The organism is Micromonospora sp. NPDC048170 (assembly GCF_040652795.1).
Taxonomy (GTDB): domain Bacteria; phylum Actinomycetota; class Actinomycetes; order Mycobacteriales; family Micromonosporaceae; genus Micromonospora.
Map to the genome: position 1 here is coordinate 44,061 of NZ_JBEZMR010000004.1, position 25,590 is coordinate 69,650.

Genomic DNA, 25,590 nt, shown 5'->3' on the forward strand with positions numbered 1-25,590 from the left:
GCCAGGCGGGCCGGCTGGCCAGAGGCAGGGCGGCGGGTCAGGCGCCGGGGAGGTGGGGGAGGCGGCGGATGCGGCGCCACAGGGCGGGGTCGCAGGCGCCGGCGTGGCGGGAGAAGCCGGCCAGCGGGACGTGCGCCGGCTCGGCCAGGTCCACGAAGCTGTCGTGGTCGGCGTCGGGGTCCCACTCCCGGGTCGGGATGCGCACATGGTCGTCCCGGGCGCTCTTGTCCTGACTGGTGATCTTCAGGACGTCGGCGCCCCCGCTGTCGGCGCGCAGCACCAGGCAGGGTCGCACCTTCGAGCCGCTGCCGTCCGCGTACGGGACGTCGGCCCACCAGATCTCGCCGGGACGCGGCGCCCCGGCGGGGGAACGTTCGGCGGTACGCGGTCGGGGCGGCGCGGTGGATCGGCCGGGACCGCCCGGCGGCGTCCTACGGCCGGGCCGGGTCCCCGGCCGCCGGCGTGGACGCGGTCCGGCGTCACGGTCGTCCCGTCGCCGGTCGCCCGCCCGGCGCTCGTTCCACGCCCAGCCGGCGGCCACGGCCAGCACGATCGCCGCCGCCCAGAGCAGCCACTCCGGCATCCGTACCCCCGCCTCGTCAGTGGGCGCGGCGCGGACGCCGCGGGTTCGACGGGGAAGCGGACCTGCCCGCGCGGCCCCGCCGTCCGGCGATCCTCGCACGTCGGCGGCCCTCTCGCCGCTCGGGCGCGGCGGGTGGCCGGCGGATTGTCCCACCGGCCCGATACGGTTCCGGGACAGTGGAATCACGGGAGGTCGCACGGTGTCCGAGGAAGCCATTCCCCAGCAGGTCACTCCGGCACAGGAGGCGGCGGCCGGCGCCGAGCCGACCCCCGATGCCCGGGAACGGCACGCCACGCTCAGCCAGGAGTTGACGGAACACCAGTACCGCTACTACGTGCTGGACGCGCCGACCATCTCCGACGCCGAGTTCGACCGGCAGTTGCGCGAGCTGGAGGCGCTGGAGGAACGGTTTCCGGCGCTGCGCACCCCGGAGTCACCGACCCAGCGGGTCGGCGGCACCTTCTCCACCGACTTCACCCCGGTCGCCCACGCCGAGCGGATGTTCTCCCTCGACAACGCCTTCGCCGACGAGGAGCTGGCGGCCTGGGCCGAGCGGGTCGAGCGGGACGCGGGCGGGCCGGTTCCCTACCTCTGCGAGCTGAAGGTCGACGGGCTCGCCATCAACCTCACCTACGAGCGCGGGCGGCTGGTCCGGGCGGCGACGCGCGGCGACGGCCGCACCGGTGAGGACGTCACCGCCAACGTGCGCAGCATCCGCGACGTGCCGGGCCAGCTCACCACGTCGGCCGAGTTCCCCGACGTGCCGGAGTTCGTCGAGGTGCGCGGCGAGATCTACTTCCCGGTGGCGGCCTTCGCCGACCTCAACGCCGGGCTGGTCGAGCAGGGCAAGCCGCCGTTCGCCAACCCGCGCAACGCCGCCGCCGGCAGCCTGCGCCAGAAGGATCCGCGGATCACCGCGTCCCGGCCGCTGCGGCTGGTGGTGCACGGCATCGGCGCCCGCCGCGGCTTCCAGCCGACGACCCAGTCCGAGTCCTACACGGCGCTGAAGGCGTGGGGGCTGCCGACCAGCGACCGCTGGTCGGTGGTGCCCGACCTGGCCGGTGTCGCCGAATACATCGCCCACTACGCCGAGCACCGGCACGACGTCGAGCACGAGATCGACGGCGTGGTGGTCAAGGTCGACCCGGTCCCCATCCAGGGCCGGCTCGGCTCGACCAGCCGGGCGCCCCGTTGGGCGATCGCCTTCAAGTACCCCCCGGAGGAGGTGAACACGAAACTGCTCGACATCGACGTCGAGGTCGGGCGCACCGGCCGGGTCACGCCGCGGGCCGTGCTCCAGCCGGTCAAGGTGGCCGGGTCCACCGTCGCGTACGCCACCCTGCACAACGCCCGGGAGGTCGAGCGCAAGGGCGTCCTGATCGGCGACACCGTGGTGCTGCGCAAGGCCGGCGACGTGATTCCCGAGGTGCTCGGCCCGGTGGTCGACCTGCGCCCCGCCGACGCCCGGCCGTTCGTCATGCCCACCACCTGCCCGGCCTGCGGCACGCCGCTCGCCCCGGCGAAGGAGGGCGACGTCGACATCCGCTGCCCCAACTCGCGCACCTGCCCCGGCCAGCTGCGGGAGCGGGTCTTCCACCTCGCCGGCCGCAAGGTGTTCGACATCGAGGCGCTCGGCTACAAGGGCGCGGCGGCGCTGCTCGACGCCCAGGTCATCACCGACGAGGGCGACCTGTTCTCGTTGGACGAGAAGCAGCTCGCCCGGTCGCCCTTCTTCGTCAACAAGGACGGCACGCTCGGCAGCAACGCCGCCAAGCTGCTGGACAACCTGGCCGTGGCCAGGGAACGCGACCTGTGGCGGGTGCTGGTGGGCCTGTCCATCCGGCACGTCGGCCCCACCGCCGCGCAGGCCCTCGCCCGGCACTTCCGCTCCATCGAGGCGATCGACCGGGCCAGCGAGGACGAGCTCTCCTCCGTCGACGGCGTCGGGCCGACGATCGCGGCGAGCATCCGGGAGTGGTTCGCCGTCGACTGGCACCGCGAGTTGGTCCGCAAGTGGCGCGAGGCCGGCGTACGGATGGCCGAGGAGGCGGTCGACGAGGGGCCGCGCCCGCTGGAGGGGCTCACCGTCGTGGTGACCGGCACACTGGCCGGTTTCAGCCGCGACCAGGCGTCCGAGGCGATCCAGAGCCGGGGCGGCAAGGTGAGCGGGTCGGTCTCCAAGAAGACGTCTTTCGTCGTGGTGGGCGAGAATCCGGGCTCGAAGGCCGACAAGGCGGCGGGCCTCAAGGTGCCGATCCTGGACGAGGACGGTTTCCGGGTGCTGCTCGACGCGGGCCCGGACGCGGCCCGGGAGGTCGCCCGCACCGAGGAGTGACCGGTCGGGGGCGACGGCGTCGGTCCACCGGTCCGACAGGGTAGGTCGAGATACCAACTTAATTACGACTACGACCGATTCGCGACTGTCGTGCCGGGCATTGCGACACACAGGGCGTTTCATTGGTGGCACGGCGTGCGACCGGGTCACGCCCCGTGGACCAGGCCCTCGGGAGGTGAGATGGAGGCCGCAGACTCGCGAAACTCCGTTCCGCCTGGCCGGGCACGCCCGTTCTTCGTCTTCGTCTGGTCGGTGGTCGCGCTGGCCGCGGCGCTCTGCGTACGCCCGCTGCTGGACCTCCCGGCCGAGCTGCCGCGCCTGCCGGTGGCGTTCTGGGTGATGGCGGCCCTGGCCGTCGGCTGTGACGCGCGCCCGTTCGTCCCGCCCGGCCGCCGGCAGACCTCCGCGGTCTTCCCGTCCACCTGCTTCACCTTCGCCATCCTGCTCGGCTGGGGGTTCGGCCCGGCGGTCCTGGTGCAGGCGGTGGCGGTCGTCGTCTCCGGCTGGCGGTTGGGCCACGCCCCGTGGCGGACGGCCTTCAACGCCGCCCAGTACGCCGGGGCCCTGGGCGCCGCGTACGTGGTCACCTGGCTGGGGCCCGGGAGCATCTTCGACGGTGGCCAGCTGCGCGGGACGGACGTGCTGGCGGTGGGGGGCGCGACAGCGGCCTGGTTCGGCGTCAACTACGCGCTGGTCAGCGCGGCCGTCCGGCTGCGCTTCGGCGACCGGTGGTGGCCCAGCCTGCGGCAGGGTCTGGGCTTCGAGCTGCTCTCCACCGGCTCGTTGCTGCTGCTCGCCCCGGTGCTGGTCGCGGCGGCACGGGCCAGCGCGGCGTTGATCCCCCTGGTGCTGGTGCCGCTGTTCGCCGTCTACCGGATGGCCCGGCTCAGCGTCGAGCAGCAGCAGCTCGCCTCCCTGGACCCGCTCACCGGCCTGCCCAACCGCAAGGCGCTGCTGGCCGAGGTCGGCGAGCAGGTGCACCTGCACGCCGAACGGGCGGCCCGCGGCGATCCCGGTGCCCGGCTGGCGTTGCTCCTGATCGACCTCGACCGGTTCAAGAACGTCAACGACGCGCTCGGGCACGCGGTGGGGGACCGACTGCTGGTCGAGGTGAGCGCCCGGCTGACGGGCGTGGTCGGCGAGGGCATGGTCGCCCGGCTGGGCGGGGACGAGTTCGCCATCGTGACGACCGGCCTGGCCGATGTCGACGAGGCCCGGGAGCTCGCCGGCCGGGTGGTCCGCGCGCTGGCCGAGCCGGTGTCGCTGGACGGGCTGCCGCTCGACGTGGGCGGCTCGATCGGCATCGCGCTCTTCCCTGAGCACGGCGAGGACTTCGCGACCCTCATGCGCCACGCCGACGTGGCGATGTACGACGCCAAGCACCGCAACGACACCGTGGCGATCTACGCGGCCGAGTCCGACCACAACTCCGCCGAGCGGCTCGCCCTGCTCGCGGACCTGCGCCGGGTGCTGGAGGCGGGCCGCCCGGCCGGCGACCCGCCCGTGGCGGGCGTCGGCGGTGACGGTGTCCCGGGCGACGGGTCGGTGGCCGTACCGGCGGCAGCGGCGCCGGGCCGCCACCTGCCGGGCGACGGACGGGCCGGCGGTGCGCGGGGCGGGGACGGGGCGGAACTCCCGGCCGACGTCGTGGGACCCGCCCCCGGCTCCGGCCGCCGGCGGCTGCGCCGCCGCCGGCAGCAGCCCGAACCGCCGGACACCGACGAGCTGATCAACCGGATCGTCACCGCCGCCGACCCGACCCGCCGCCGGGCCGTGGCCGCTCCGGGAACGGATCCCGACCGCGACGACGCTTCCGGCCGCCGCAACGGCGTCGGACGCCCCGGCGGGCGGGGCACCCCGGTCGTACGCCGGCCGGGTCCGCCCGCCGACGACGGCGCGGGACATCGCGGCGGCGACCGCGCCCCGGCGGACCGAGCGGATGCCCGCCCCGACGCGGCCGGGCTGCGCGGCGCGGACACCGGCCCGGACGTCGACGCCGGCGCAATCACCATGTACTACCAGCCGCAGGTCGCCATCGCGACCGGCGAGGTGGTCGGGGTGGAGGCGCTGCTGCGCTGGTGGCATCCCCGCCGGGGGATGGTGGACCCGGAGGAGCTGATCCGGGTCGCCGAGCAGAGCGCCGTGATGCGGCTGCTCACCCGCCGGGTGGTGGACGACGTGGTGGAACAGCTCGCCAAGTGGTCGGCCGCGGGCATGGACCTGCCGGCGGCGCTCAACGTCAGCGTGCGGGACCTGCACACCGGCGAGATCGCCGACCGGATCGCCGACCGGCTCGTCCGGTACGGCGTGCCGCCGCAGCGGCTGCAACTGGAGATCACCGAGGGCGCCCTGATGGCCGACCCGCGTCGGGTGCTGGCCACCATCACCCGACTGCACCGGATCGGCGTGGGCATCGCGCTGGACGACTTCGGCACCGGCTACTCCTCCCTCCAACACCTGCGGCGGCTGCCGCTGTCCGAGGTGAAGGTCGACCGCTCGTTCGTGCTGGGCATGGCCGAGGACGCCGACGACGCGGCCATCGTGAAGTCGACGATCGAGTTGGCGAAGGCGCTCGGGCTGCGGGTGGTCGCCGAGGGCGTCGAGGACGAGCGCACCTGGCGCATGCTGTACGCGGCGGGCTGCGACGCGGCGCAGGGCTGGTTCTACGCCCGGCCGATGCCGGCCGAGGAACTGGTCGGCTGGCTCGCCCGCTACCGGCCGGTCCGCCCGACGCCCAGCCCCGACGCGGAGATTCCCCGCCGGCACGCCCGCTGAGCCGCAGGGAGGGGGAGTCGGGGACGCGCCGCCGGGGCGGAACAATAGACTCGCTCCGGTCACCGCGCGTCACGCATCTCGGCCGCGCGGCCGACACCGGTCCGACCCACAGCACCGTCACGAAGGGGGCACCGATGGCCGCCATCTCCCGCGAGGAGGTCGCGCACCTGGCGCGACTGTCGCGGCTCGCCGTCACGGAGGAGGAGCTGGACACCTTCGCCGGCCAGCTCGACGTGATCCTCCAGGCGGTCGCGCAGGTCGGCGAGGTCACCGCGGCGGACATCCCGCCGACGTCGCACTCGGTGCCGCTGACCAACGTCCTGCGGGACGACGTCGTGGTGCCCGGGCTGACCCCGCAGGAGGCACTGTCGGGCGCGCCCGACGCCGAGGCGCAGCGGTTCCGCGTACCGCGGATTCTGGACGAGGATGTGGCGTCATGAGCGAGCGCAGCGAGCGAATCATCAGGCACGGCGTGTTCGTCGGTCAGGGCGCCGGTGAGCGAAGCGAGGCGGCGGCATGAGTGACCTGACCAGACTGACCGCGACGGAGATCGCGGGGCTCGTCGCCACCGGCGAGGCCTCCGCCGTCGAGGTCACCCGCGCACACCTGGACCGGATCGCCGCCGTCGACGACCGGGTGCACGCGTTCCTGCACGTCGACTCCGAGGGCGCGCTCGCCGCCGCCGCCGAGGTGGACGCCCGCCGCGCCGCCGGCGACGAACTGGGCCCGCTGGCCGGCGTGCCGGTCGCCGTGAAGGACGTGCTGACCACCAAGGGCGTGCCGACCACCGTCGGGTCGAAGATCCTGGAGGGCTGGCGCCCGCCGTACGACTCGACGATCGTGCAGCGGCTGCGTGCCGCCGGCACGGTGATGCTCGGCAAGACCAACATGGACGAGTTCGCGATGGGCTCGTCCACGGAATACTCGGCGTACGGGCCGACGCACAACCCGTGGGACCTGAGCCGCATCCCCGGTGGCTCGGGCGGCGGCAGTGCCGCGGCGCTGGCCGCGTACGAGGCGCCGCTGGCGATCGGTTCCGACACCGGCGGCTCGATCCGCCAGCCCGGCGCGGTCACCGGCACCGTCGGCGCCAAGCCCACCTACGGCGGCACGTCCCGCTACGGCCTGGTGGCGTTCTCCTCCTCGCTGGACACCCCCGGCCCCTGTGCCCGTACCGTGCTGGACGCGGCGCTGCTGCACGAGGTGATCGGCGGGCACGACCCGCGCGACTCCACCTCGATCCCACAGCCCGTGCCGGACGTGGTGGCCGCCGCCAGGCTCGGCGCGACCGGCGACCTGACGGGCGTGAAGCTCGGCATCGTCAGCGAGTTCGTCGGCGAGGGCGCCGAGCCGGGCGTGATGGCGGCGTTCCGCGAGTCGGTCGACGCGCTGGCCAAGCTGGGCGCCGAGATCGTCGAGGTGTCCTGCCCCCACTTCGGGTACGCGCTGCCGGCCTACTACCTGATCGCCCCGAGCGAGTGCTCCTCCAACCTGGCCCGGTTCGACGGTGTCCGGTTCGGCCTGCGGGTCGGCGACGACGGCAACCGGTCGTTGGAGGAGGTCATGTCGCTGACCCGGGAGGCCGGTTTCGGCGCCGAGGTCAAGCGCCGGATCATGCTCGGCACGTATGCGCTCTCGTCGGGCTACTACGACGCCTACTACGGTCAGGCGCAGAAGGTCCGGACGCTGATCACCCGGGACTTCACCGCCGCGTTCGAGCGGGTCGACGCGCTGATCTCGCCGACCACCCCGTTCGTGGCGTTCCCGATCGGCGCGCGCACCGCCGACCCCTACCAGATGTATCTGGCCGACCTGTTCACCATCCCGACGAACCTGTACGGCGGGCCGGGCATCTCGGTGCCGTGCGGGCTCTCCGACGGGCTGCCGGTCGGCTTCCAGATCATGGCCCCGACGATGGCCGACGACCGGATGTACCGGGTCGCCGCCGCGCTGGAGAGCGTCGTCGGCACCTTCACCCCACCGGCACTGTGAGGCAGGAGCTCAGATGACGACGACACTGCCCGCGTACGACGAGGTCGTCGCGCGCTACGAACCGGTGATCGGCCTGGAGACCCACGTCGAGCTGGGCACGAACACCAAGATGTTCTGCGGTTGCCCGACCGACTTCGGTGGCGAGCCGAACACCCGGGTCTGCCCGGTCTGCCTGGGCCTGCCCGGCTCGCTGCCGGTCGCCAACCGGGCCGCCATCGAGGCGACCATCCGGATCGGCCTGGCGCTGAACTGCTCGATCGCCGAGTGGTGCCGGTTCGCACGGAAGAACTACTTCTACCCGGACATGCCGAAGGACTTCCAGATCAGCCAGTACGACGAGCCGTTGTGCTTCGAGGGCTACCTGGACGTCGAGGTGAACGGCGAGCTGGTGCGCATCGGCATCGAGCGGGTGCACCTGGAGGAGGACACCGGCAAGACGCTGCACGTCGGCGGCGCCACCGGGCGCATCCACGGCGCCACCGAGTCGCTGGTCGACTACAACCGGGCCGGCATCCCGCTGGTGGAGATCGTCACCAAGCCGGTCCCCGGCACCGGAGCGCTGGCCCCCGAGGTGGCCCGCGCGTACGTCACCGAGCTGCGCGACGTGATCCGTTCGCTGGGCGTCTCCGACGTGCGGATGGAGGAGGGGTCGCTGCGCTGCGACGTGAACACCTCCCTCAACCTGCCCGGCGAGGAGTGGGGCACCCGGACGGAGACCAAGAACGTCAACTCGCTGCGGTCGGTCGAGCGGGCCGTCCGCTCGGAGATCATCCGGCAGGCGTCCGTGCTCGACGCGGGCGGCCGGATCACCCAGGAGACCCGGCACTTCCACGAGGACACCGGCGACACCACGCCGGGCCGGTCCAAGGAGACCGCGACCGACTACCGGTACTTCCCGGAGCCCGACCTGGTGCCGTTGGCGCCGGACACCGCCTGGGTCGCCGAGCTGAAGGCCGCCCTGCCGGAGCTGCCCCGGCTGCACCGGCGTCGGCTCCAGGAACAGTGGGGCCTGTCCGACGCGGACATGCAGTCCGTGCTCAACGCGGGCGCGGTCGAGCTGATCGAGGCCACGGTCGCCGCCGGCGCCACCCCGGCCGCCGCTCGGAAGTGGTGGCTGGGTGAGCTGTCCCGGCGGGCCAACGAGACCGGCGTGGAACTGGCCGACATCGGGGCCACCCCGGGTCAGGTCGCCGAGCTCCAGGGCCTGGTCGACTCCGGCAAGCTCAACGACAAGCTGGCCCGTACCGTCCTGGAGGGCGTGGTGGCCGGCGAGGGCTCGCCGACCGAGATCATGACCAACCGGGGTCTGGAGGTCGTCTCCGACACGGGCGCGCTCACCGCCGCCGTCGACGAGGCGATCGCCGCCAACCCGGACATCGCCGACAAGATCCGCAGCGGCAAGGTCGCCGCGGCCGGCGCGCTGGTCGGCGCGGTCATGAAGACCACCCGTGGCCAGGCCGACGCCAAGACCGTCCGCGAGCTGGTCCTGGAGCGCCTAGGCGCCTGACGTGTCAGGAAGGGCACTTCCTTCCACCACAGCCGCCGCGTGCGTTCGCCGTGCGCGGCGGCTGTGCATCCCGCACAGCCCGCCCGCCCCCCGACCGGCCGTCAACGGTGACGTGCCGGAGCACTGGAGTCGACCGTGAACCGTACCGACCTTGAAGTCCTCGATGAGATCCAGCAGCGGGTGCTCTGGCTCGCGACCCGGATCGTGGACGCGGCCAACCACGACCGGAACACCGGCGACGGGGTGAAGGTGGGCGGGCACCAGGCGTCCAGCGCCTCGCTGGTCACCGCGATGACGGCCCTGTGGTTCGCGCACCTCGACGCCGAGGACCGGGTGGCGGTCAAGCCGCACGCGTCGCCGGTCTTCCACGCCATCCAGTACCTGCTGGGCAACCTCGACCGCTCCTACCTGACGACGCTGCGCGCCCGAGGCGGGCTCCAGTCGTACCCGTCGCGGACGAAGGACCCGGACGAGGTGGACTTCTCCACCGGCTCCGTCGGGCTCGGCGCGGCCGCCCCGCTGTTCGCCGCCGCGACCCGCCGCTATGTCGACGCGCACTTCGGTGCCCGCCCGCACTCCCGGTTCGTCGCGCTGATCGGCGACGCCGAGCTTGACGAGGGGAACATCTGGGAGGCGGTCGCCGACCCGGCCACCACGGGCCTGGGCAACGTGACGTGGCTGGTCGACTTCAACCGGCAGTCGCTGGACCGGGTGGTGCCCGGGGTGCGGATCAACCAGTGGCGGGGCCAGTTCGAGGCCGCCGGCTGGCACGTGGTCGAGGTCAAGTACGGCCGCCGGCTCGCCGAGGCGTACGCCCGGCCGGGTGGCGAGGCGCTGCGCGACTGGATCGACGCGATGCCCAACGAGCAGTACCAGTCGCTGTTCGGGCTTACCGGCGAGGCGCTGCGCAAGCAGTTCCTCGACGGCGCGCCCGACGGGATTGAGGCGTTCATCGCCGGCATCGGCGACGACGAGCTGGGGCCGCTGGTCACCGACCTCGGCGGGCACGACATGGCGGCGATGCTCGACGCGTACGCCCAGTGCGACGCGGTCACCGACCGGCCCAGCGTGATCTTCGCGTACACCGTGAAGGGGTGGGGGTTGCCGATCGCCGGCAATCCGCGCAACCACTCGGCGCTGCTCACCACCGAGCAGGTCGACGCGCTGCGCGCCGCGCGCGGCCTGACGCGCGAGACCGAGTGGGACCGCCTCGACCCGGCGTCCCCGGCCGGCATCCGGGCCGGCGAGCGTCGGGAGGCGCTGTCCCGCGCGCCCCGCGAGCGGGCGCTGGGCGTCACCGTTCCGGAGACCACGCGGGTACGCGCCAACAAGCCGATCTCGACGCAGGAGGTCTTCGGTCGGGTGCTGGTCGAGTTGGCCCGCAATCCCGAGGTGGGCCGCTACCTGGTGACCACCGCGCCGGACGTGGCGACCTCCACCAACCTGGCCGGGTTCATCAACAAGACCGGCGTCTTCGCGCCGACCGAGCAGCGTGACTGGACCGAGGACCGGATGCTGCGCTGGACGGAGAGCCCCGCCGGCCAGCACATCGAGCTGGGCATCTCGGAGATGAACCTGTTCCTGCTGCTCGGCCAGCTCGGCCTCGCCTGGGACCTGTCGGCCCAGCCGCTGCTGCCGGTCGGCACGGTCTACGACCCGTTCGTGCTGCGTGGCCTGGACGCGTTCCTCTACGGCACCTACTCCGGCTCCCGGTTCGTGGTCGCCGGCACCCCGTCGGGCATCACGCTCGCCCCGGAGGGCGGCGCCCACCAGTCGACCATCACCGCCTCGGTGGGTCTGGAACTGCCCGGGGTGACGTTCCTGGAACCCGCGTACGCGGCCACCCTGGACTGGTTGCTCTGTGACGCGCTGGGCCAGATCGCCGGCGGGGCGGCCCCGTCGGCCACGGCCGCTCCCGCCGAGGACGGGGCATACTACTTCCGGCTCAGCACCCGCCCGATCGACCAGGCGCCCTTCGAGGCGGCCCGGGCCCGACTCGGCGACGCGGTGCTGCGCCGGCAGGTGGTCGCCGGGGCGTACCGGCTGGTCGACGCCCACGAGGCGTACCCGCACCTGGCCGACGCCCCGGTGGTGCAGCTCGCCGCCTCCGGCGCGGTGCTGCCCGAGGTGCTCGCGGCGGCCGCGGAACTGGCCGAGGAGGGCATCGCCGCGCACGTCGTCGACGTGACCTCGCTGGACCGGCTCTACCGGGCCTGGCAGCGCACCCTTCGCCAGGGCGTACGCACGGCCACCGTGCCGAGCGTGCCGGGCGCGCTGCGTACCGCCTTCGCCGACCGGGTGCCGGTGGTGACAGTGCACGATGCCGCCTCGCACGCCATGGCGTGGCTCGGTTCGGCGCTCGCCGCCCCGGCGGTGCCACTCGGTGTGGACGAGTTCGGCCAGTCCGGCAGCGTCCACGAGCTGTACGACCTGCACGACCTGCTGCCCGGCAGCATCGTCAACGCCGCCCTCGCGGCCCTGTCCCTGCGCTGACCCGAGCCACAGCAGGACCGGGCTGGCCCGGCCGCCTGGCCGGCCCGGCCCGGCCGGACTGGCCCGGCCCGGCCGGACTGGCCCGGCCCGGCCGGACTGGCCCGGCCGGACTGGCCCGGCCGGACTGGCCCGGCCCGGTCGGTCGGGTCGGGTTGGAGCGGACTGGGCTGGACCGGCCGCGGTCGGAGCAGACCGAGCTGGACCGGCCCGGCGGTCGGGTCGGCTGGCTGCCTTCGAGCTACGACAAGGTCGCGGGCCCGCCCGGCCCTCGGGCCGAAGGCCGCTGCCCGCTTACCGGACGGCGGCCGAGAACCGACGAGGAGCGCCGCCTATGTCACCGACAGTAGCCGCCGCCTAGTGTTACGGAATGTGACCGCAGCTGTGGGGCGGGGCGATATCCACTTGCGCCCTTTGCTCTGCATCCACGGACGCACCATGTCGCTGACCAGCAGCGATGCCCGTCCCGTCGATCGGCGGCCGGCAGCACGTCACTACGCCTGGTTACTGGTGCGTCTGTGGATGCAGAGCAAAGCGTCGGAGCGGGAGGCCGGCTCGTCAGGGAGGTTGTCACTAAAGGTGATGTCCTCGGGGCCGGGTGGCCTCAGGCCGGGTGGCCTCAGGCCGGGTGGCCTCAGGCCGGGTGGCCTCAGGCCGGGTGGCCTCAGGCCGGCGGCAACCGACCAGGTCAGCCGCTCAGGCCAGGACTCGGCCGTGGCCGTGACGGTGACCCGGCGGGGCTTGGCCCGCTCCTGAGTGACGGGCTGAGCTGTCAGGGCAGGGACCGGCTCAGGGCAGGGGTGTGGTCAGGACCAGGGACCGGTCAGGGCAGAGGCCGGGGCAGGGCAAGGGCGTGGGCAGGGCAAGGGCGTGGGCAGGGCAGGGACTGGTCAGGGCAGGGGCCGGTCAGGGCAGGGGCGGCGTGGGTGGCGTCGGCGTGCTGGCAGGCTGCGTCAGGGCGCGGCGGGTCGGCGCGACCGGGGCCAGCGTTCGGCGCGACCCGGGCCAGCGGGTCGGCGCGATCAGGGTCAGCGGGTCGGTGTGGGGGTGACCGGGACGGGCGCGCCGGCCTTCGGGACCTCCACGACGTGCCGCTCCAGGTTCACCTGCGCCTGCCCGGTTCCGCCGACGGTGATGTCGTCGTACGCCTGGAGCAGCTTGTTCTGGTCGAAGTAGAGCACGCTCATCGACAGCGGGGTGGGCTTCTCGCCCTCCAGGCCGCGCAGGCCGGCGCCGCCCGTGGAACCCTGCACCATCAGTTGGGTGGGCTGCTGCCCGGGTACCTCCGGCAGTTTCGAGACCTGCCGGGCGTGAGTGTGCCCGGCGAGCACCAGCGGGCAGGTGCCGGAGAGCGGGCCGGCCGAGGCCGGGTCGTGCACCAACGCGATGTCCACGGGTCGTGGCGAGCTGCGTACGGTGGCCGCGAGCTGGTCGCCGGTGCCGATGAGCTGGTCCGCGGTCTGTTTGGTGAGCCCGCTGCCCGCCGGCGAGGTGTTCTTGTCGGGCGTGAAGCGCGGGTCGCCGACGCCGGCGATGGTCAGCCCCGCGACCGTGGTGGTCGTGTTGTTCAGCACGATCGCGTTCGGCTGGCGGGCCACGGCCGCCGCGGTCCGCCCCGAGTCGTGGTTGCCCCGGATGTAGACGTACGGCTTCTTCAGCAGGCCGATCGAGCCCACGTAGGAGGCCTCCGGCTCGGAGCCCCAGTCGGTGATGTCCCCGGTGTCGATCACCACGTCGATGCCGAACTGTTCGACGACGGTGCGGATGAGCTGCCAGCCGGTCGGGTTGAGGTGCATGTCGGAGACGTGCAGTACGCGGGTCGTGCCGGGGGCGGGCTCGTAGACCGGCAGCGCCGAGACGGTGGTGTAGAGCTGGCTGACGTTGCCGACGATGCGCTGGAGTTGCTCGGCGTACCGGGTGTAGTCGTTGGCGATCCGTCGGGCGTCACCGACGATCGCGGGCGCGTTGACCAGCAGCCCCTCGTAGCGTGGCTCCTCGATCGCCTCGGGGCGGATGGTCGCCGCGGCGGTGCCGAGGCTGCCGGCGGTGATCAGCAGCGCCAACCCGCCGGCCCAGGCCGCCCGGCGGGTGTCGCGGAAGAGCAGCAGGGCCAGCAGCAGGGTGACCAGCACCGCCGAGGCGAGCGTACGCAGGCCGAGCCGCATCACGCCCTCGCGGACGTCGTCGACGGCCGACTGGCTCGCCCGGTTGATGCTCGCCGGATCGTCGATCAGCGCCTCGGTGCGGCTCTGGTCGAGCGCGCCCAACTCCACCGTCAGGTGGGTCGGCCCGTCGTGGCTGTCGAGCAGCAGCGCACCCAACGGCGGGATGTCGACCGTGGTGCCGCCGCCCAGCGCCGGGGCGACCGTGAGGTCGGCCTGGAACGGGCCGATGTCGGTGCTGACCCGGCCGCCGGCGAGCACACCGATCACCACGCCGACCAGGGCGACGACGAGGATCGCCAGGGTCACCCCGGTCAGGCGCAGGGCCCGCCGGCCGCGCCGGTCGTCGTCACCCCGCCGGGGTGCCGGGTGCGGGGCACGGTCCGTCACCGGGACGTCCTCGTCCCGGTTCGCGTGCTGCTCGTTCTCCTGGCCGTCCATGGTGAGATTCTGACCTGCCCGCTGAGGGATCTTGGGAAACCTGGGCGAGTCGGTGCGTCAGCTCCGGCCGGCCCCGCCGCCGGCGAAGACCAGCCGCAGCAACCGGTCGTCCTCGGGTGCCGGGTTGCCCCGCCCGTCGTGGTTGGAGGTGCTGACCCAGATCGAGCCGTCGGGGGCGGCGGCGACCGCCCTCAGCCGACCGTACCGCTCGGTCAGCAGCTCGCGCGGCTGGCCGAGCACGGTGCCGGTGTCGGTCAGCTCGACCAGCCAGAGTCGCTGGCCCCGCAGGCACGCGGTGACGAGCAGCCGGTCCGCGGCGGTCAACCCGGAACAGGAGGCGTCCGACGTCGGCCACTGGGCGATCGGGTTGACGAAGCGCTTGTCGTCGTCGCGCCCCTCGACCGTCGGCCACCCGTAGTTGCGGCCCTTGGTGATCTGGTTGATCTCGTCCCAGGTGTTCTGGCCGAACTCCACGGCGTACATCCGCTTGCCGGGGTCCCAGGCGATGCCCTGGACGTTGCGGTGGCCCAGGGACCACACCGGGGAGTTCGGGAACGGGTTGCCGGGCGCGGGCTTGCCGTCCCTGTTGATCCGCAGGATCTTGCCGCCGAGGCGCTTGGCGTCCTGCGCCTGTGGCCGGTCGCCGGCGTCGCCGGTGCTCGCGTAGAGCAGGCCGTCCGGGCCGAAGGCGAGGCCGCCGCCGTTGTGGATGCCGGCCTTGGGGATACCGGTGAGGATCGGGGTGGGCGTGCCGCCCAGCTCCAGCCGGGCGATCCGGTTGTCCCGCTCGGTGGTGTAGTAGACGAAGACCGCCTTGTCCCGCTGGTAGTCGGGCGAGACGGCGATGCCCATCAGCCCACCCTCGCCGGAGGCCGCCACGTCTCCGATGGTCTGCACCGGGGTGACCTTCAGCCCGTCGGGGCCGGACTCGGGGCCGACCCGCAGGATCCGGCCGCTGTCCCGCTCGGTGACCAGCGCCGCGCCGTCGGGCAGGAAGGCGATCGCCCACGGCACCCGCAGGCCCTTTGCCAGCACGGTGGTCACCACCTCCTGGCCGGCGCCGCCGGGGCTCGCCGTCGCCGACGGGGTCGGGAAGGTGGGCGGCTCACCGGCCGGGTCGGGCTCCGGCTCGCCGAAGCTGCAACCGGCGGTCGTCAGCAGCAGTGCCGCGCACGAGGCCGCCAGGGCCGTGCGCAGACGGCGGGTGCGAGGGTACGGGGGACGGGCGCTCACCCGGCCCAGGGTATCCCGCCGAGGCGCCCCGGCGGGGCCGGCTGACTTTCGTCGATCAGCTCCGCGAGCCGGTCACCGCCGCTGTGGACGGATCGGAGCGGCTCACGGCGTGGTCAGGTGACCCGGACGGCGAGCAGCGCGACGTCGTCCTCCCGGTGGTGCGCGGCGGTCAGCAGCAGGTCGCACAGCTCGTCCAGCGGCAGCCCGTCCGTGCCGACGAGCCGGGCGGTCAGCTCCGCCGTCCCCTCGTCGATGGACCGGTCCCGCCGTTCGATGAGGCCGTCGGTGTAGAGCAGCAGGGTGTCGCCGGCAGCCAGGTGGGTGCGCCGGCTGGTACGGGGCACCGGCTGGCTCAGCCCGAGCAGCGGCTCCGGTTTCCCGGCGAGCAGTTCCACCGCGCCCCCGGCCCGGACCACGAGCGGTGCGGGGTGGCCCGCGTTGCACCAGGTGACCCGCTGGCCGCCGGCCTCGTCGGCGCGCAACCGCACCAGCGTCGCGGTGGCCGCCGCCGGGATGCCCAGCCCGCGCATCGTCTCGTCCAGTCGGCTCATCAGCTCGCCGACCGCGTCGGACCGGCCGTACGCGTTGCCCCGGACGAGGTTGCGCAGCTGTCCCATGGTCGCGGCGGCCTCGATGTCGTGCCCGGCCACGTCGCCGATCGCAACGATCAGCTCCCCGCCGGGCTGGCGGAAGGCGTCGTACCAGTCGCCGCCGACCTCGACCCGGTCGGCCGCCGGCTGGTAGCGGGCCGCCAGCTCCAGGTCGTCGGTGACGGGCAGTTCCGGCAGCATGCTGTGTTGGAGCACGTACGCGACGTGCCGCTGTTCGCCGTACATCCGGCTGTTGCCGATCGCCTGTCCGGCCCGGCGGCCGAGGTCCTGGGCGACGAGCAGGTCGCCGTTGTCGAAGCGCCGCCGCTGCGGGCCGTTGACCAGGGTGATGCAGCCGAGCACCCGCCCGCCGTCGGTGATCGGCACGCTGAGGTGTGAGGAGATGCCCAGGCGGGCGGCGATCTCCGGCAGCTCCGGCCCGACGGTGCCCCGCCGCACGTCGTCGAGGGTGCCGGCGCTGCCCAGCACGGGCCGGCCGGTCCGCAACACCGCCCGGATGATCGAGTCGGGGCTCAGCCCCGTGCGCATCAGCTCGGCGAAGCGGGCGACGTCCGGGGCCCGGGCCGGGTCGCGGTGCGCGGCGGTCACGTCGCGGAGCGCCCCGTCGGGCCCGACCAGGGTCACGAGGGACCAGTCGGCCAGCAGCGGCACCACCGTGTGGCGCAGGCGGCGCAGCGCGGTGGGCACGTCGAGCGTTCCGGCCAGCGTCCCGGCCAACCCGGCCAGCAGCTCCAGCCGGCCATTGGCCTCCTCGGCGCGCCGCCGGGCCTGCTCGGCGCCGTCCAGGGCGATCCGCAGGCGCAGCTCCGAGGAGCAGGCGGCGGCCAGGTCGGCGAGTGTCCGCAACTGCCCGGCGGTCCAGTCGCGCGGCTTGTGGTCGATCGCGCAGAGCGAGCCGAGGACGTGGCCCTCCAGGTCGGTCAGCGGCATCCCGGCGTACGCCACCACGCCCAGTTCGGGCACGGCGAGGTTGTCCCGGACGGCGGGGTGCAGCCGGGCGTCCGGCAGCACCATCGGGGTCCCGAGGTCGACGACGTGCTGGCAGAACGAGTGGCTCAGCGGGGTCTGCCGCCGGGCGGCCCACGGCTGGGCCAGGCCCACCTCGCCGGGGAAGAACTGGCGTTCGGCGTCGACCAGCGAGACCAGGGCGACCGGCACGTCGAGCAGGTCCCCGACCAGCCGGGCGAACCGGTCGAACGCCTCGTCGGGGGCGGCTGCCAGCCGGGTCTCGGCCAGGGAGCGCAGCCGATCGGGATCGCGGAGCGCCGAGGTCGGGCCGGCCTGCTCCGGGGCGTCGTCGCGGGAGCCGTCGATCATTGACCACCTGTCTGTGCCGGGTGGAGGCCGACCGGCGCTCCGGTCCCTCCCGTATCCCGTCCGGTTATACCCCGTCCGGGCCTGGATCGACCCGGTCGGCGGGCAGTCACCCTGATCACGGCGGCGGTGTCGGTGGGCGGTCCGTCCGGGTGTCGGGTGCCGCCCCGCCCTGCCGGCGGACCTGCCGGGGGCCTATCGTCGGCGGGCGTGAAGGTATGGATCCCGCACCAGGCCGGCCCTACGCTGCTCGGCGAACTGCCGCCGGAGGTCACCGTCGAGGTGTTCGAGGACGTGTCCCGGTCTCCCTCCGGGGCGGCCGGCGTCCGGTTCTGGGTCCCGCCCTTCCTGTCCGGCGGGGACGCCGCCGCGCTGCTGCGCGAGCTGCCCGACCTGGCGGTGGTGCAGCTCCTCTCCGCCGGGGCGGACGCGTGGGCCGGCCGGGTCCCGCAGGAGGTGACGCTCTGTGACGCCAGGGGCGTGCACGACCCGTCCACCGCCGAGTGGGTGGTCGCGGCGATCCTGTCCCAGCTGCGCGCCTTTCCGGCCCTCGCCCGCGCGCAGGCCCGGCGCGACTGGGCGTACGACGAGGTGGCCCCGACCGACGAGTTGGCCGGCAAGCGGGTGCTGATCGTCGGGGCGGGCTCCATCGGCACGGCGGTACAGAGGCGGCTCGCGCCGTTCGAGGTGAGTTTCACACTGGTGGCCCGGACCGCCCGCCCCGGGCAGGGCGTGCACGGCGTCGAGGAACTGCCGGGGCTGCTGCCCGAGGCCGACGTGGTGGTGCTGCTGGTGCCGTTGACCGAGCGCACCCGGGGGCTGGTCGACGAGAGGTTCCTCGCCGCGATGCGCGACGGCGCGCTGCTGGTCAACGCCGCCCGTGGGCCGGTGGCCCGCACCGGGGCGCTGGTCGCCGAGCTGCGTACCGGCCGCATCTCGGCCGCGCTGGACGTCACCGATCCGGAGCCGCTGCCCGCCGACCACGAGCTGTGGACGATGCCGAACGTGCTGCTCACCCCGCACGTCGCCGGATCGGTTCGCGGCCTGCTGCCGCGCGCGTACCGGCTGGTGGCCGACCAGATCCGCCGGTTCGCGGCCGGCGAACCGCTGATCAACACGGTGGTGGACGGCTACTGAGCGGGGCCGGCCCGGCGGTGCTCAGTCGGCCGTGTCGGGCAGCGGCTGCCCGGTGGCCGAGACCAGCCGGGGCAGGTCGGTGCCGCGTACGGCCGGCAGTGGCACCCGCTGGCCGTCGTCGAGGCGGGCGACCGCCCGCCCGCGCGGGTCGGCGGCCAGCGCGACGACCCGGTCCCAGCTGATCCGGCGCTGCCCGAGCAGTGCCCGTACGCGCAGCTCGCGAGGGTCCGCGTCGGTGCCGGACCGCCACGCCCAGACCGCGACGGCGAGCGGGACGAGTAGCAGCGGCAGCAGATACCACCGCGCGCCGGCCAACGGCAGGGCGCCGAAGAAGGCGACGATCGCGGCAGCCAGGATCGCCTGGTGGTGCCGGAAGTGGATGGTGTCGGGGCTGCTCACCCCCCGATGATCCCACCCCCGCCGACCCCGGTACGCGTCGGGCGGCGCGGGTCGCCCGCCGGGGGTGTTGGTGACCTGGATCACTGTCGACTCGGCGTCACCGTCCTCGTGGCTGTTCGTTGGCGAGTGGTGGGCAGCGGGCTCACCGTGTCCGGAGCCCGCACCGTCGCACCGCCCGTGCCCCTTCACGAAGGCGACCGCCGTGCCCCTCGCGTACCCGCAACGCGCGTCCATCCCCCGTCCCGCCGTGCTGCTCGACGCCGCCGCGGTGACGGCGGGGCTCACCGCCGCCGTGCTCCCGCTCGCTGATCCAGGCCACCTGTCCGCCGTCGTCGTGTCGGTGCTGACCGCCGCCGCGTTGTTCGCCGCAGGTCTGTCTCCGGTAACGCGGGGCGCCCCCCGCCCGTCCGCCCGGGCCCGGCTGCGTGGGGTCGTCGACGCGGCAGCCGCCGGCCTGGGACTGGTCCTCGCCGGTTGGCTGCTGCTGCCCCGCGACCGCCTCGATCCGCCGAGCCGGCTCGTGGTGGCGGTGGCCCTGGGCGGGCTGGCGCTCACCGTGCTCACCGTGTTGACGGGGCCGCTCCGACGGACGGGCGGGGCCCGCTGCCGGGTCGGTGTGGCGCTCACCCTGGCCGGGCTGGTCCTGCTGGCCGCCCTCCTGGTGGGCGCGGCGCCGGACCGGGCGGTGCTGCTGGCCGTACCCCCGCTGGTGGGCGGGGTGCTGCTGACCGCGGCGGGGGCGCGGCGGGCGGCCCGTTCGGTACCGGACCCGCCCGCACTGCCGACCAGGGCGTGGCCCAGGGTTGTCGTCCCGGCCGTCGCGGCCGTGGCGGCCACCGGCTGGCAGCTGCGCGACGGCGAGTCGCCGGATGTCACCGCGGTCCTGCTCGCGCTCGCGCTGGCCCCGGTGCTGGTGCTCCGCGACCTGATCCGGGCGGATCCCTCGTCGCCGCCGGCCCACCTCGGCGGCCCGCCGGCCCACCTCGGCGGCCCGCCGGTTCGCCCCGGCAGCCCACCGGCAGGGCACCGGTTGGCGGACCTGGGCCGGTCCGGCGCACCGGTGGACCGGCCGGCGCTGCTGCGGGCCCTCGCCGCCCTGAAGGACGCGCCGGCCCCCGCCGGCGCGCTGCTCGTCGTCGACCTGCACGGCCCCGGCGCCGTCGACGGGCAGCAGGTCGGCAAGGACGTGCTGGCCGAGGTCGTCCGCCGCGCCCGCGCCGTCGTCGGCCCCGGGGACCAGCTCGCGGACGTCACCGTCAGTGGCTTCGCCGTGGTCACCGGGGTCGGCCCGGTGCTGGCGTACGCGCTGGGCACCCGGCTGCTGGCCGCGCTCACCCAGCCCTGCCAGGTGGCGGGCGGGGCGCTGCGGCTGCGCGTCGGTGTCGGGCTGGCCGAGGTCGGCGACGGCGCCCCGGAGGACGTGCTGCGCCAGGCGGAACTGGCCCGGCGCCGGGCCGTGCAGCTCGGCCGGGACCGGATCGAGTGGTACGACGCCTACCTGGAGGAGCAGCTCGTCCGCCGGCTCGACCTGGAACGGGAGCTGCCCGGGGCGGTTGCCCGGGGCGAGCTGGACCTCGTCTACCAGCCGGTGGTCGACCTGGCCGACCGGCAGCCCGTGGGCGCGGAGGCGCTGCTGCGCTGGCGCAGCCCGGTGCTCGGCACGGTGCTTCCCGCCGAGTTCCTGCCGGTGGCCGAGGACCTCGGCATCGTGGGCGAGTTGGGCTGCTGGGTGCTGGACCGGGCCTGCCGGCAGCTCGCCGCCTGGTCGACGGGTGACCGGCAGCTCTGGATGGCGGTGAACGTGACCGTACGGGAGTTGGCCGCGCCCGACTTCGTGCCCCGGACGGCGGCGGTGCTGGACGCGTACGGGGTGTCGCCGGACCAGCTGGTGGTCGAGGTGGCGGAGCCCCGGGTGGGCGCCGAGCTGCCGACCGTGGTGGCCCGGCTGGCCGGGCTGCGGTCGCTGGGCGTGCGCACCGCGCTGGACGACTTCCGGGCCGAGCACGCCTCGCTGGCGCAGCTCCGCCGGCTGCCGATCGACCTGCTCAAGGTCGGCCCGCAGCTGGTGGACCCGGCGGACCCGCAGCGCACACTGATCGACGTGGTGGTGAACGTGGGGGACCGGCTGGGGCTGGACGTCGTGGCCGAGGAACTGGAGTCGGTAAGCCTGGTCGAGGGCGCGCGGCGGGCCGGCTGCCGGTACGGGCAGGGCTTCGCGCTGGCCCGCCCGGCCACGGCGGAGCGGGTCGAGGCGTACTTCGAGGAGTTCCCGTCGGCCTCGCGCTGACGGGGCGGCCGGCACGGCCGCCCCGCCACCGGCGTCACCTCAGGTAGGGGCCGGTCTCACCGACCTTGCCCGGCGCCGGGTTGCCCGGCAGGTCCAGCACGTACACCCGCAGGTTGCCCTGTCCGCTGACGGTCGCGGTCAGCGTCCCGTTGGTGACCGTCCGGACGTCGCCGGTGACCGCGTCGGTGTACCGGCCGTTGGGCACGCCGGTGAACGTCGCGCTCCCGGAGACCGTCACCAGCGCGAAGCTGTCCACGGCGCCTGCGGTGAAGCGCCGCTTGTACGCCATGGAGTTGCCGCTGATCCCCTCGGTCGAGTACTGCCCCTTCTGCAGGGCAGGCACCGCCCGGCGGATCTGGTTGAGCCGCTGTACGTGCTTGACCAGCGGCTTGTCCAGGGTGCTGGCCACGGGCCCGGTGGCGGCGCCGACCCGGCCGAAGTCCGTCGCGGTGACCGTGCCCTGGAGATGGTCGCCGTAGTAGGCCCGGCCGGTGGTGGCCAGCGGGCAGGTCGGGCCGCAGTCGATCCTCGCGCCCTTCTGGAACTCGATCTCCGAGCCGTAGTAGAGCGTCGGGATACCCCGGAACGTCCACATCAGGCTCATGTTCTCCGCCCAGGCGTCGGTGCCCCCGGTGTAGCGGGTGTTCGACTTGTTCGGGCCGTAGTCGTGGCTGTCGACGTACACGACGTTGTAGGTAGCGTCGTTGTAGCTGTCGTCGGAGTCCCGGCCGTTGCCGAAGGCGTTGTTCGCGTCACCGAAGTTCATGTGCATACGCATGTCGATGACGTTCATGCCGGAGAACTTCGAATGGTCCGGCGCGTGGTACGTGTTGCCGCGCAGGAAGGCATTGTCGCTGGTGGGCTGCCCGCTCGGGCCGATCAGCTGCTCGTGGTCGTACTGCTCGACGGCGGCCCTGACGTCGTCGGGGCTGTACTCCCTGCGCTCCTTCCAGGTGAAGAACTGCGCCGAGTGGTTCACCGAGCCCCGGTTCCACTTGTCGTGGACGAACGCGGCGACCTCGCCGAAGACGTAGAAGTCCCGGCCCTTCTCGCCGTGCTTGGCCAGCGCGTGCTGCTGGATCGCCGGCAGGAACCGCCGGTTCCAGGTGACCCGGGGGATGTGCACGGCCGTGTCGATGCGGAAGCCGTCCACCCCCATGTCGATGAACCTGTTGTACGCGTCGATCAGGTACTTCTGCACGGCGGCGTTCTCGGTGTCGAGGTCGGCCAGGTCCTCGTGCAGCCAGCAACTGCGTGAGTCCTCGCCCTCCCAGTTGCCGATCCAGCACTGGTGGTACAGGTCGGCCGGGAACAGTTTGCTGGTCGGGGTTGGCCACTGGCACTCGTAGAGCCGGAAGCCCTCGGGGCTGGTGCCGGCCGGGGCGCCCCAGCGCGGGCACTGGTTGCCGGCCGGCGCGGTGGTCGACCAGACGTCCCCGTTGTAGGGCCGGCCCTTGGCGAGGGCGTTCTGCGCCGGGGTCAGCTCCGGGTCGGTGCCGGGGTGCTCGACTGTGGGGTCGTACTCGCGGCCCGGCTCCTGCCTGCTGTACATCCACTTCCACTGCTCGTCGCGGACGCCGTACACCGTGGGGGTGAACAGCCCCTTTGCGCCCCAGCGGGAGCTGTGGTTGTAGACAACGTCCTGGAAGATCTTGATGCCCTTGCCGTGTGCGGCGTTGATCAGGTCCTGGTAGCTCGCGCCGGGGCTCTCCAGCCGGGGGTCGACCCGCTGGAAGTCCCAGCCGTGATAGCCGTGGAAGTCGTAGTCGGACCGGTTCAGCACGACCGGGGTGATCCAGAGGGCGGAGAAGCCGAGCCCCTTGATGTAGTCGAGCTTGTCGATCAGGCCCTTGAAGTCGCCGCGGAACATCGGGTCGTCGTTGGCCGCGTTGCCGGACCTCACGTGCTGGCTGCCGCCCCGGTTGTTGGTGCTGTCGCCGTCGGCGAACCGGGCGGTCATCACGAAGTAGATGCTGTCCTCGCGGGGGTCGCCGCCGAGCGGGGTGCCGGCCGCGGGCGGCGGCGGGGTGTCGCCGGTGGTCGCGGCGGCGGGGGCACTGGCCGGGGAGGTGTTGCCGGCCGCGTCGTACGCCCGGACGGTGTACTCGTACCGGGTGTTCGGGCTCAGCGCGCCGTCGACGTGGCTGGTGCCGGCGGTGGTCACCGTGACGGTGCCCTCCGGGCCGCCGGTGCGGGTGAGTCGGTAGCCGGTCACCGCCCGGTCATCGGTCGCGGCGGCCCAGGACACCGCGACGCGCAGCCCGTTCGCGGTCGCGCCCAGCCCTGTGGGGGTGGATGGCGGCGTGGTGTCCGGCGTGTCGGGCGGGCACGGTGAGGACGTGTCGGCCGTCACCACCCCCGCCTTGACCGTGGTCACCCCGGCGCCGAGGGTGTAGTCCGCGCCGTTGTTGTTGTCCCAGTTCCCGGCGCCGTTGTTGAACGCCGCCCGGAGCGTGGTGGCGGTGCCGAGATCGACCACCCGGCGGGTCCACCCGGTGCAGCCCGCCTCCATCGGCACGCCGGGGACGGTGGTCCAGGCCCCGCCGGCGGGCTGGTAGTGGATGTTCGCGGCGGCCCAGCCCCTGGTTCCGACGTGGTACCACACGTCGGCCGTCCGGCCGGTCGGCGGGTTCGTCGGGGTCGGCGTCGGCGTGGGGGTGCCGCCGCAGGGATCGCCGGTGCCGACCACGCCGTCGGCGACGGTCACCGTGCCGGTGCCGGTGCGGTAGTTCGCGCCCCTGTTGTTGTCCCAGGTCCCGGCGTTGTCGTTGAACACCACCTGGAGGCCGGTGGCGGTCCCGGCGTCGACGGTGCGCTTGCGCCAGCCGGCGCACGCGGTCTCCATTGCCACCCCCGGCACGGCCGTCCACGCGCCACCGTCGGGGGCGTAGTGGATGTTGACCTGGCCGGTCCAGGTGGTGGGGGGTCGGTAGTAGACGGTCACGGAGTTCGCGGCGGCGGCCGTGCTGAGCGGGGCCAGCCCGACGGTGAGTCCGGCGGCCAGCGCGGCCCCGATCATCCGTCGTCGTCCGGTGCTGGGGGGCATCGGACCTCCTCGGGTGGTGGTTGTCGGGTCCGGACAGGGACGTGACGTCTTGCGTCACGAAAGGACGAATGTTGCTGCAAGGTCTTGCAAGTGTCGAGAAAGTTACCACCATCAACGTCTTGGCACCAGACGTTCACAAGCAGGTGGGACCCGCCCGCGCCTCGGGCGGGCCGGCCGGGATGCATCCGGTGGGGTGTGGAGATCGGCCCGGAGGGCTGAACCGGTTCAGTTCGTGCGCGGCGGCGCCGTGCTGCCCCGGGGAGTGAGGTGCGCCGTCTCGTCCTGGACGCGGCTGGCCGGTGAGCCGCCGATCACCGCGAGCAGTTGCCGGGCGGCGTGCGCACCGTACGCCGGGATGTCCCGGCCGAGCGCGGTCAGCGGCGGGTGCACCAGTTGGCAGAGCGGCGAGTCGTCCCAGGCCACGATGGACAGGTCGCCCGGCACGGCGAGGCCCATCTCCTGGGCCACCGACAGGCCCGCTATCGCCATCACGTCGTTGTCGTAGATCACGGCGGTGGGGCGGGTCGCCGAGCTGAGCAGCCGGCGGGTGGCGCGCGCCCCCTCCTCGCCGGTGTAGTCCGACGGCACGGTGACCGCGTCGGCCAGGCCGAGCCGCCGGCACACCTGGACGAACGCCTCGGTGCGGATCTCGGTGTGCAGCAGGGCGGGCAGTCCGCCGACGCGGGCGATCCGGCGGTGGCCGAGGGCGACCAGGTACTCCACGGTCTCCACCAGCGCCGCCGAGTCGTCGGACCAGACACTGGCCAGCCCGCCGGTGCCGCCCGGGCCGCCGATCACCACCGCGGGCAGGCCCAACTCCTCCAGCACCGGCACCCGGCGGTCGTCGGCGCGCAGGTCGCAGACGAGGACGCCGTCGACCCGGCGCTCGCCCCACCACCGGCGGTAGACCGTGACCTCCGCCTCCTGGTCGGCCACCACCTGGAGGGTGAGGGCGTACGACCGGGCGGAGAGCTCGGCCTCGACGCCGCTGATCAGCTCCATGAAGAAGGGCTCGATGCCGAGCGTGCGGGCCGGCCGGCACAGGGCGAGGCCGACCGCGTCGGCGGTGGCCCCGGAGAGGGAGCGGGCGGCGCGGCTCGGGTTGAAGCCGATCTCGGCGGCGATGGCGAGGATCCGTCGCCGGGTGGCCTCGGAGACCCCGGGCTGGCCGTTCAGCGCGTAGGACACCGCCCCCTTGGACACCCCGGCGCGGCGGGCGACGTCGGCGATCGTGGGCCGCTTCACCGGCGTACTCCTCCACTCTCCCGCCCGGGCGGG

At 73.9% G+C, this 25,590-nt stretch carries 15 protein-coding genes; 8 read left to right on the forward strand and 7 right to left on the reverse strand.

Annotated features, from left to right (window positions below; genetic code table 11):
* Nucleotides 1–37: 37 nt before the first annotated feature.
* Nucleotides 38–583: a type II toxin-antitoxin system PemK/MazF family toxin gene (locus AB0D32_RS08830; protein ID WP_357086656.1), complete on the reverse strand. Its 546-nt coding sequence runs from the start codon at nucleotides 581–583 to the stop codon at nucleotides 38–40.
* A 199-nt stretch (nucleotides 584–782) separates the two neighbouring features.
* Here AB0D32_RS08830 and ligA point away from each other — a divergent pair, with 199 nt between their 5' ends.
* From ligA to AB0D32_RS08860, 6 genes are all read left to right on the forward strand, one after another.
* On the forward strand, nucleotides 783–2,918 hold the full coding sequence (gene ligA, locus AB0D32_RS08835; protein WP_357086658.1) for an NAD-dependent DNA ligase LigA: 2,136 nt from the start codon (nucleotides 783–785) through the stop codon (nucleotides 2,916–2,918).
* Nucleotides 2,919–3,098: 180 nt separating this feature from the next.
* Nucleotides 3,099–5,693 carry a bifunctional diguanylate cyclase/phosphodiesterase gene (locus AB0D32_RS08840; RefSeq protein ID WP_357086661.1) on the forward strand — a complete coding sequence of 865 codons (2,595 nt, stop codon included), beginning with the start codon at nucleotides 3,099–3,101 and terminating at the stop codon, nucleotides 5,691–5,693.
* 134 nt (nucleotides 5,694–5,827) lie between these two features.
* Entirely contained in the window at nucleotides 5,828–6,133 is a 306-nt protein-coding gene (gene gatC, locus AB0D32_RS08845) for an Asp-tRNA(Asn)/Glu-tRNA(Gln) amidotransferase subunit GatC (RefSeq protein ID WP_357086663.1), read from the forward strand.
* A gap of 76 nt (nucleotides 6,134–6,209) precedes the next feature.
* On the forward strand, nucleotides 6,210–7,685 hold the full coding sequence (gene gatA / locus AB0D32_RS08850; protein WP_357086665.1) for an Asp-tRNA(Asn)/Glu-tRNA(Gln) amidotransferase subunit GatA: 1,476 nt from the start codon (nucleotides 6,210–6,212) through the stop codon (nucleotides 7,683–7,685).
* 13 nt (nucleotides 7,686–7,698) lie between these two features.
* Nucleotides 7,699–9,192 (forward strand): Asp-tRNA(Asn)/Glu-tRNA(Gln) amidotransferase subunit GatB, encoded by a 1,494-nt coding sequence (gene gatB, locus AB0D32_RS08855; protein ID WP_357086667.1) that lies wholly within the window; start codon nucleotides 7,699–7,701, stop codon nucleotides 9,190–9,192.
* A 135-nt stretch (nucleotides 9,193–9,327) separates the two neighbouring features.
* Entirely contained in the window at nucleotides 9,328–11,685 is a 2,358-nt protein-coding gene (locus AB0D32_RS08860; RefSeq protein WP_357086669.1) for a transketolase C-terminal domain-containing protein, read from the forward strand.
* Between the two features lie 1,025 nt (nucleotides 11,686–12,710).
* Here AB0D32_RS08860 and AB0D32_RS08865 read toward each other — a convergent pair.
* The 3 genes from AB0D32_RS08865 to AB0D32_RS08875 all read right to left on the reverse strand — a co-directional run bounded on the left by AB0D32_RS08865 (nucleotide 12,711) and on the right by AB0D32_RS08875 (nucleotide 17,446).
* Nucleotides 12,711–14,285 (reverse strand): metallophosphoesterase, encoded by a 1,575-nt coding sequence (locus AB0D32_RS08865; protein ID WP_357086671.1) that lies wholly within the window; start codon nucleotides 14,283–14,285, stop codon nucleotides 12,711–12,713.
* 57 nt (nucleotides 14,286–14,342) lie between these two features.
* Nucleotides 14,343–15,518: a PQQ-dependent sugar dehydrogenase gene (locus AB0D32_RS08870; RefSeq protein ID WP_357086673.1), complete on the reverse strand. Its 1,176-nt coding sequence runs from the start codon at nucleotides 15,516–15,518 to the stop codon at nucleotides 14,343–14,345.
* Between the two features lie 113 nt (nucleotides 15,519–15,631).
* Nucleotides 15,632–17,446 carry a SpoIIE family protein phosphatase gene (locus AB0D32_RS08875; RefSeq protein ID WP_357086675.1) on the reverse strand — a complete coding sequence of 605 codons (1,815 nt, stop codon included), beginning with the start codon at nucleotides 17,444–17,446 and terminating at the stop codon, nucleotides 15,632–15,634.
* A gap of 207 nt (nucleotides 17,447–17,653) precedes the next feature.
* Between AB0D32_RS08875 and AB0D32_RS08880 the strand changes: the two genes are divergently transcribed.
* Nucleotides 17,654–18,580 (forward strand): 2-hydroxyacid dehydrogenase, encoded by a 927-nt coding sequence (locus AB0D32_RS08880; RefSeq protein ID WP_357086677.1) that lies wholly within the window; start codon nucleotides 17,654–17,656, stop codon nucleotides 18,578–18,580.
* A gap of 21 nt (nucleotides 18,581–18,601) precedes the next feature.
* Here AB0D32_RS08880 and AB0D32_RS08885 read toward each other — a convergent pair whose 3' ends face one another.
* Nucleotides 18,602–18,979, reverse strand: a complete 378-nt coding sequence (locus AB0D32_RS08885) for a PH domain-containing protein (RefSeq protein ID WP_357086679.1) — start codon at nucleotides 18,977–18,979, stop codon at nucleotides 18,602–18,604.
* A gap of 202 nt (nucleotides 18,980–19,181) precedes the next feature.
* Between AB0D32_RS08885 and AB0D32_RS08890 the strand changes: the two genes are divergently transcribed.
* Nucleotides 19,182–21,266 carry a GGDEF domain-containing phosphodiesterase gene (locus tag AB0D32_RS08890; RefSeq protein WP_357086681.1) on the forward strand — a complete coding sequence of 695 codons (2,085 nt, stop codon included), beginning with the start codon at nucleotides 19,182–19,184 and terminating at the stop codon, nucleotides 21,264–21,266.
* Nucleotides 21,267–21,300: 34 nt separating this feature from the next.
* Here AB0D32_RS08890 and AB0D32_RS08895 read toward each other — a convergent pair whose 3' ends face one another.
* Together AB0D32_RS08895 and AB0D32_RS08900 are read right to left on the reverse strand one after the other, a co-directional pair.
* Nucleotides 21,301–24,312, reverse strand: a complete 3,012-nt coding sequence (locus tag AB0D32_RS08895; protein WP_357086683.1) for a carbohydrate binding domain-containing protein — start codon at nucleotides 24,310–24,312, stop codon at nucleotides 21,301–21,303.
* Between the two features lie 225 nt (nucleotides 24,313–24,537).
* Nucleotides 24,538–25,557, reverse strand: a complete 1,020-nt coding sequence (locus AB0D32_RS08900; RefSeq protein WP_357086686.1) for a LacI family DNA-binding transcriptional regulator — start codon at nucleotides 25,555–25,557, stop codon at nucleotides 24,538–24,540.
* Nucleotides 25,558–25,590: the final 33 nt, after the last annotated feature.

Excerpts from the sequence above, each read along its gene's own strand:
- AB0D32_RS08865 (WP_357086671.1), bottom strand. The coding sequence starts at position 14,285 with ATGGACGGCCAGGAGAACGAGCAGCACGCGAACCGGGACGAGGACGTC.
- AB0D32_RS08830 (WP_357086656.1), bottom strand. The coding sequence starts at position 583 with ATGCCGGAGTGGCTGCTCTGGGCGGCGGCGATCGTGCTGGCCGTGGCC.
- gatA (WP_357086665.1), top strand. The coding sequence starts at position 6,210 with ATGAGTGACCTGACCAGACTGACCGCGACGGAGATCGCGGGGCTCGTC.
- AB0D32_RS08875 (WP_357086675.1), bottom strand. The coding sequence starts at position 17,446 with ATGATCGACGGCTCCCGCGACGACGCCCCGGAGCAGGCCGGCCCGACC.
- gatC (WP_357086663.1), top strand. The coding sequence starts at position 5,828 with ATGGCCGCCATCTCCCGCGAGGAGGTCGCGCACCTGGCGCGACTGTCG.
- gatB (WP_357086667.1), top strand. The coding sequence starts at position 7,699 with ATGACGACGACACTGCCCGCGTACGACGAGGTCGTCGCGCGCTACGAA.
- AB0D32_RS08840 (WP_357086661.1), top strand. The coding sequence starts at position 3,099 with ATGGAGGCCGCAGACTCGCGAAACTCCGTTCCGCCTGGCCGGGCACGC.
- AB0D32_RS08895 (WP_357086683.1), bottom strand. The coding sequence starts at position 24,312 with ATGCCCCCCAGCACCGGACGACGACGGATGATCGGGGCCGCGCTGGCC.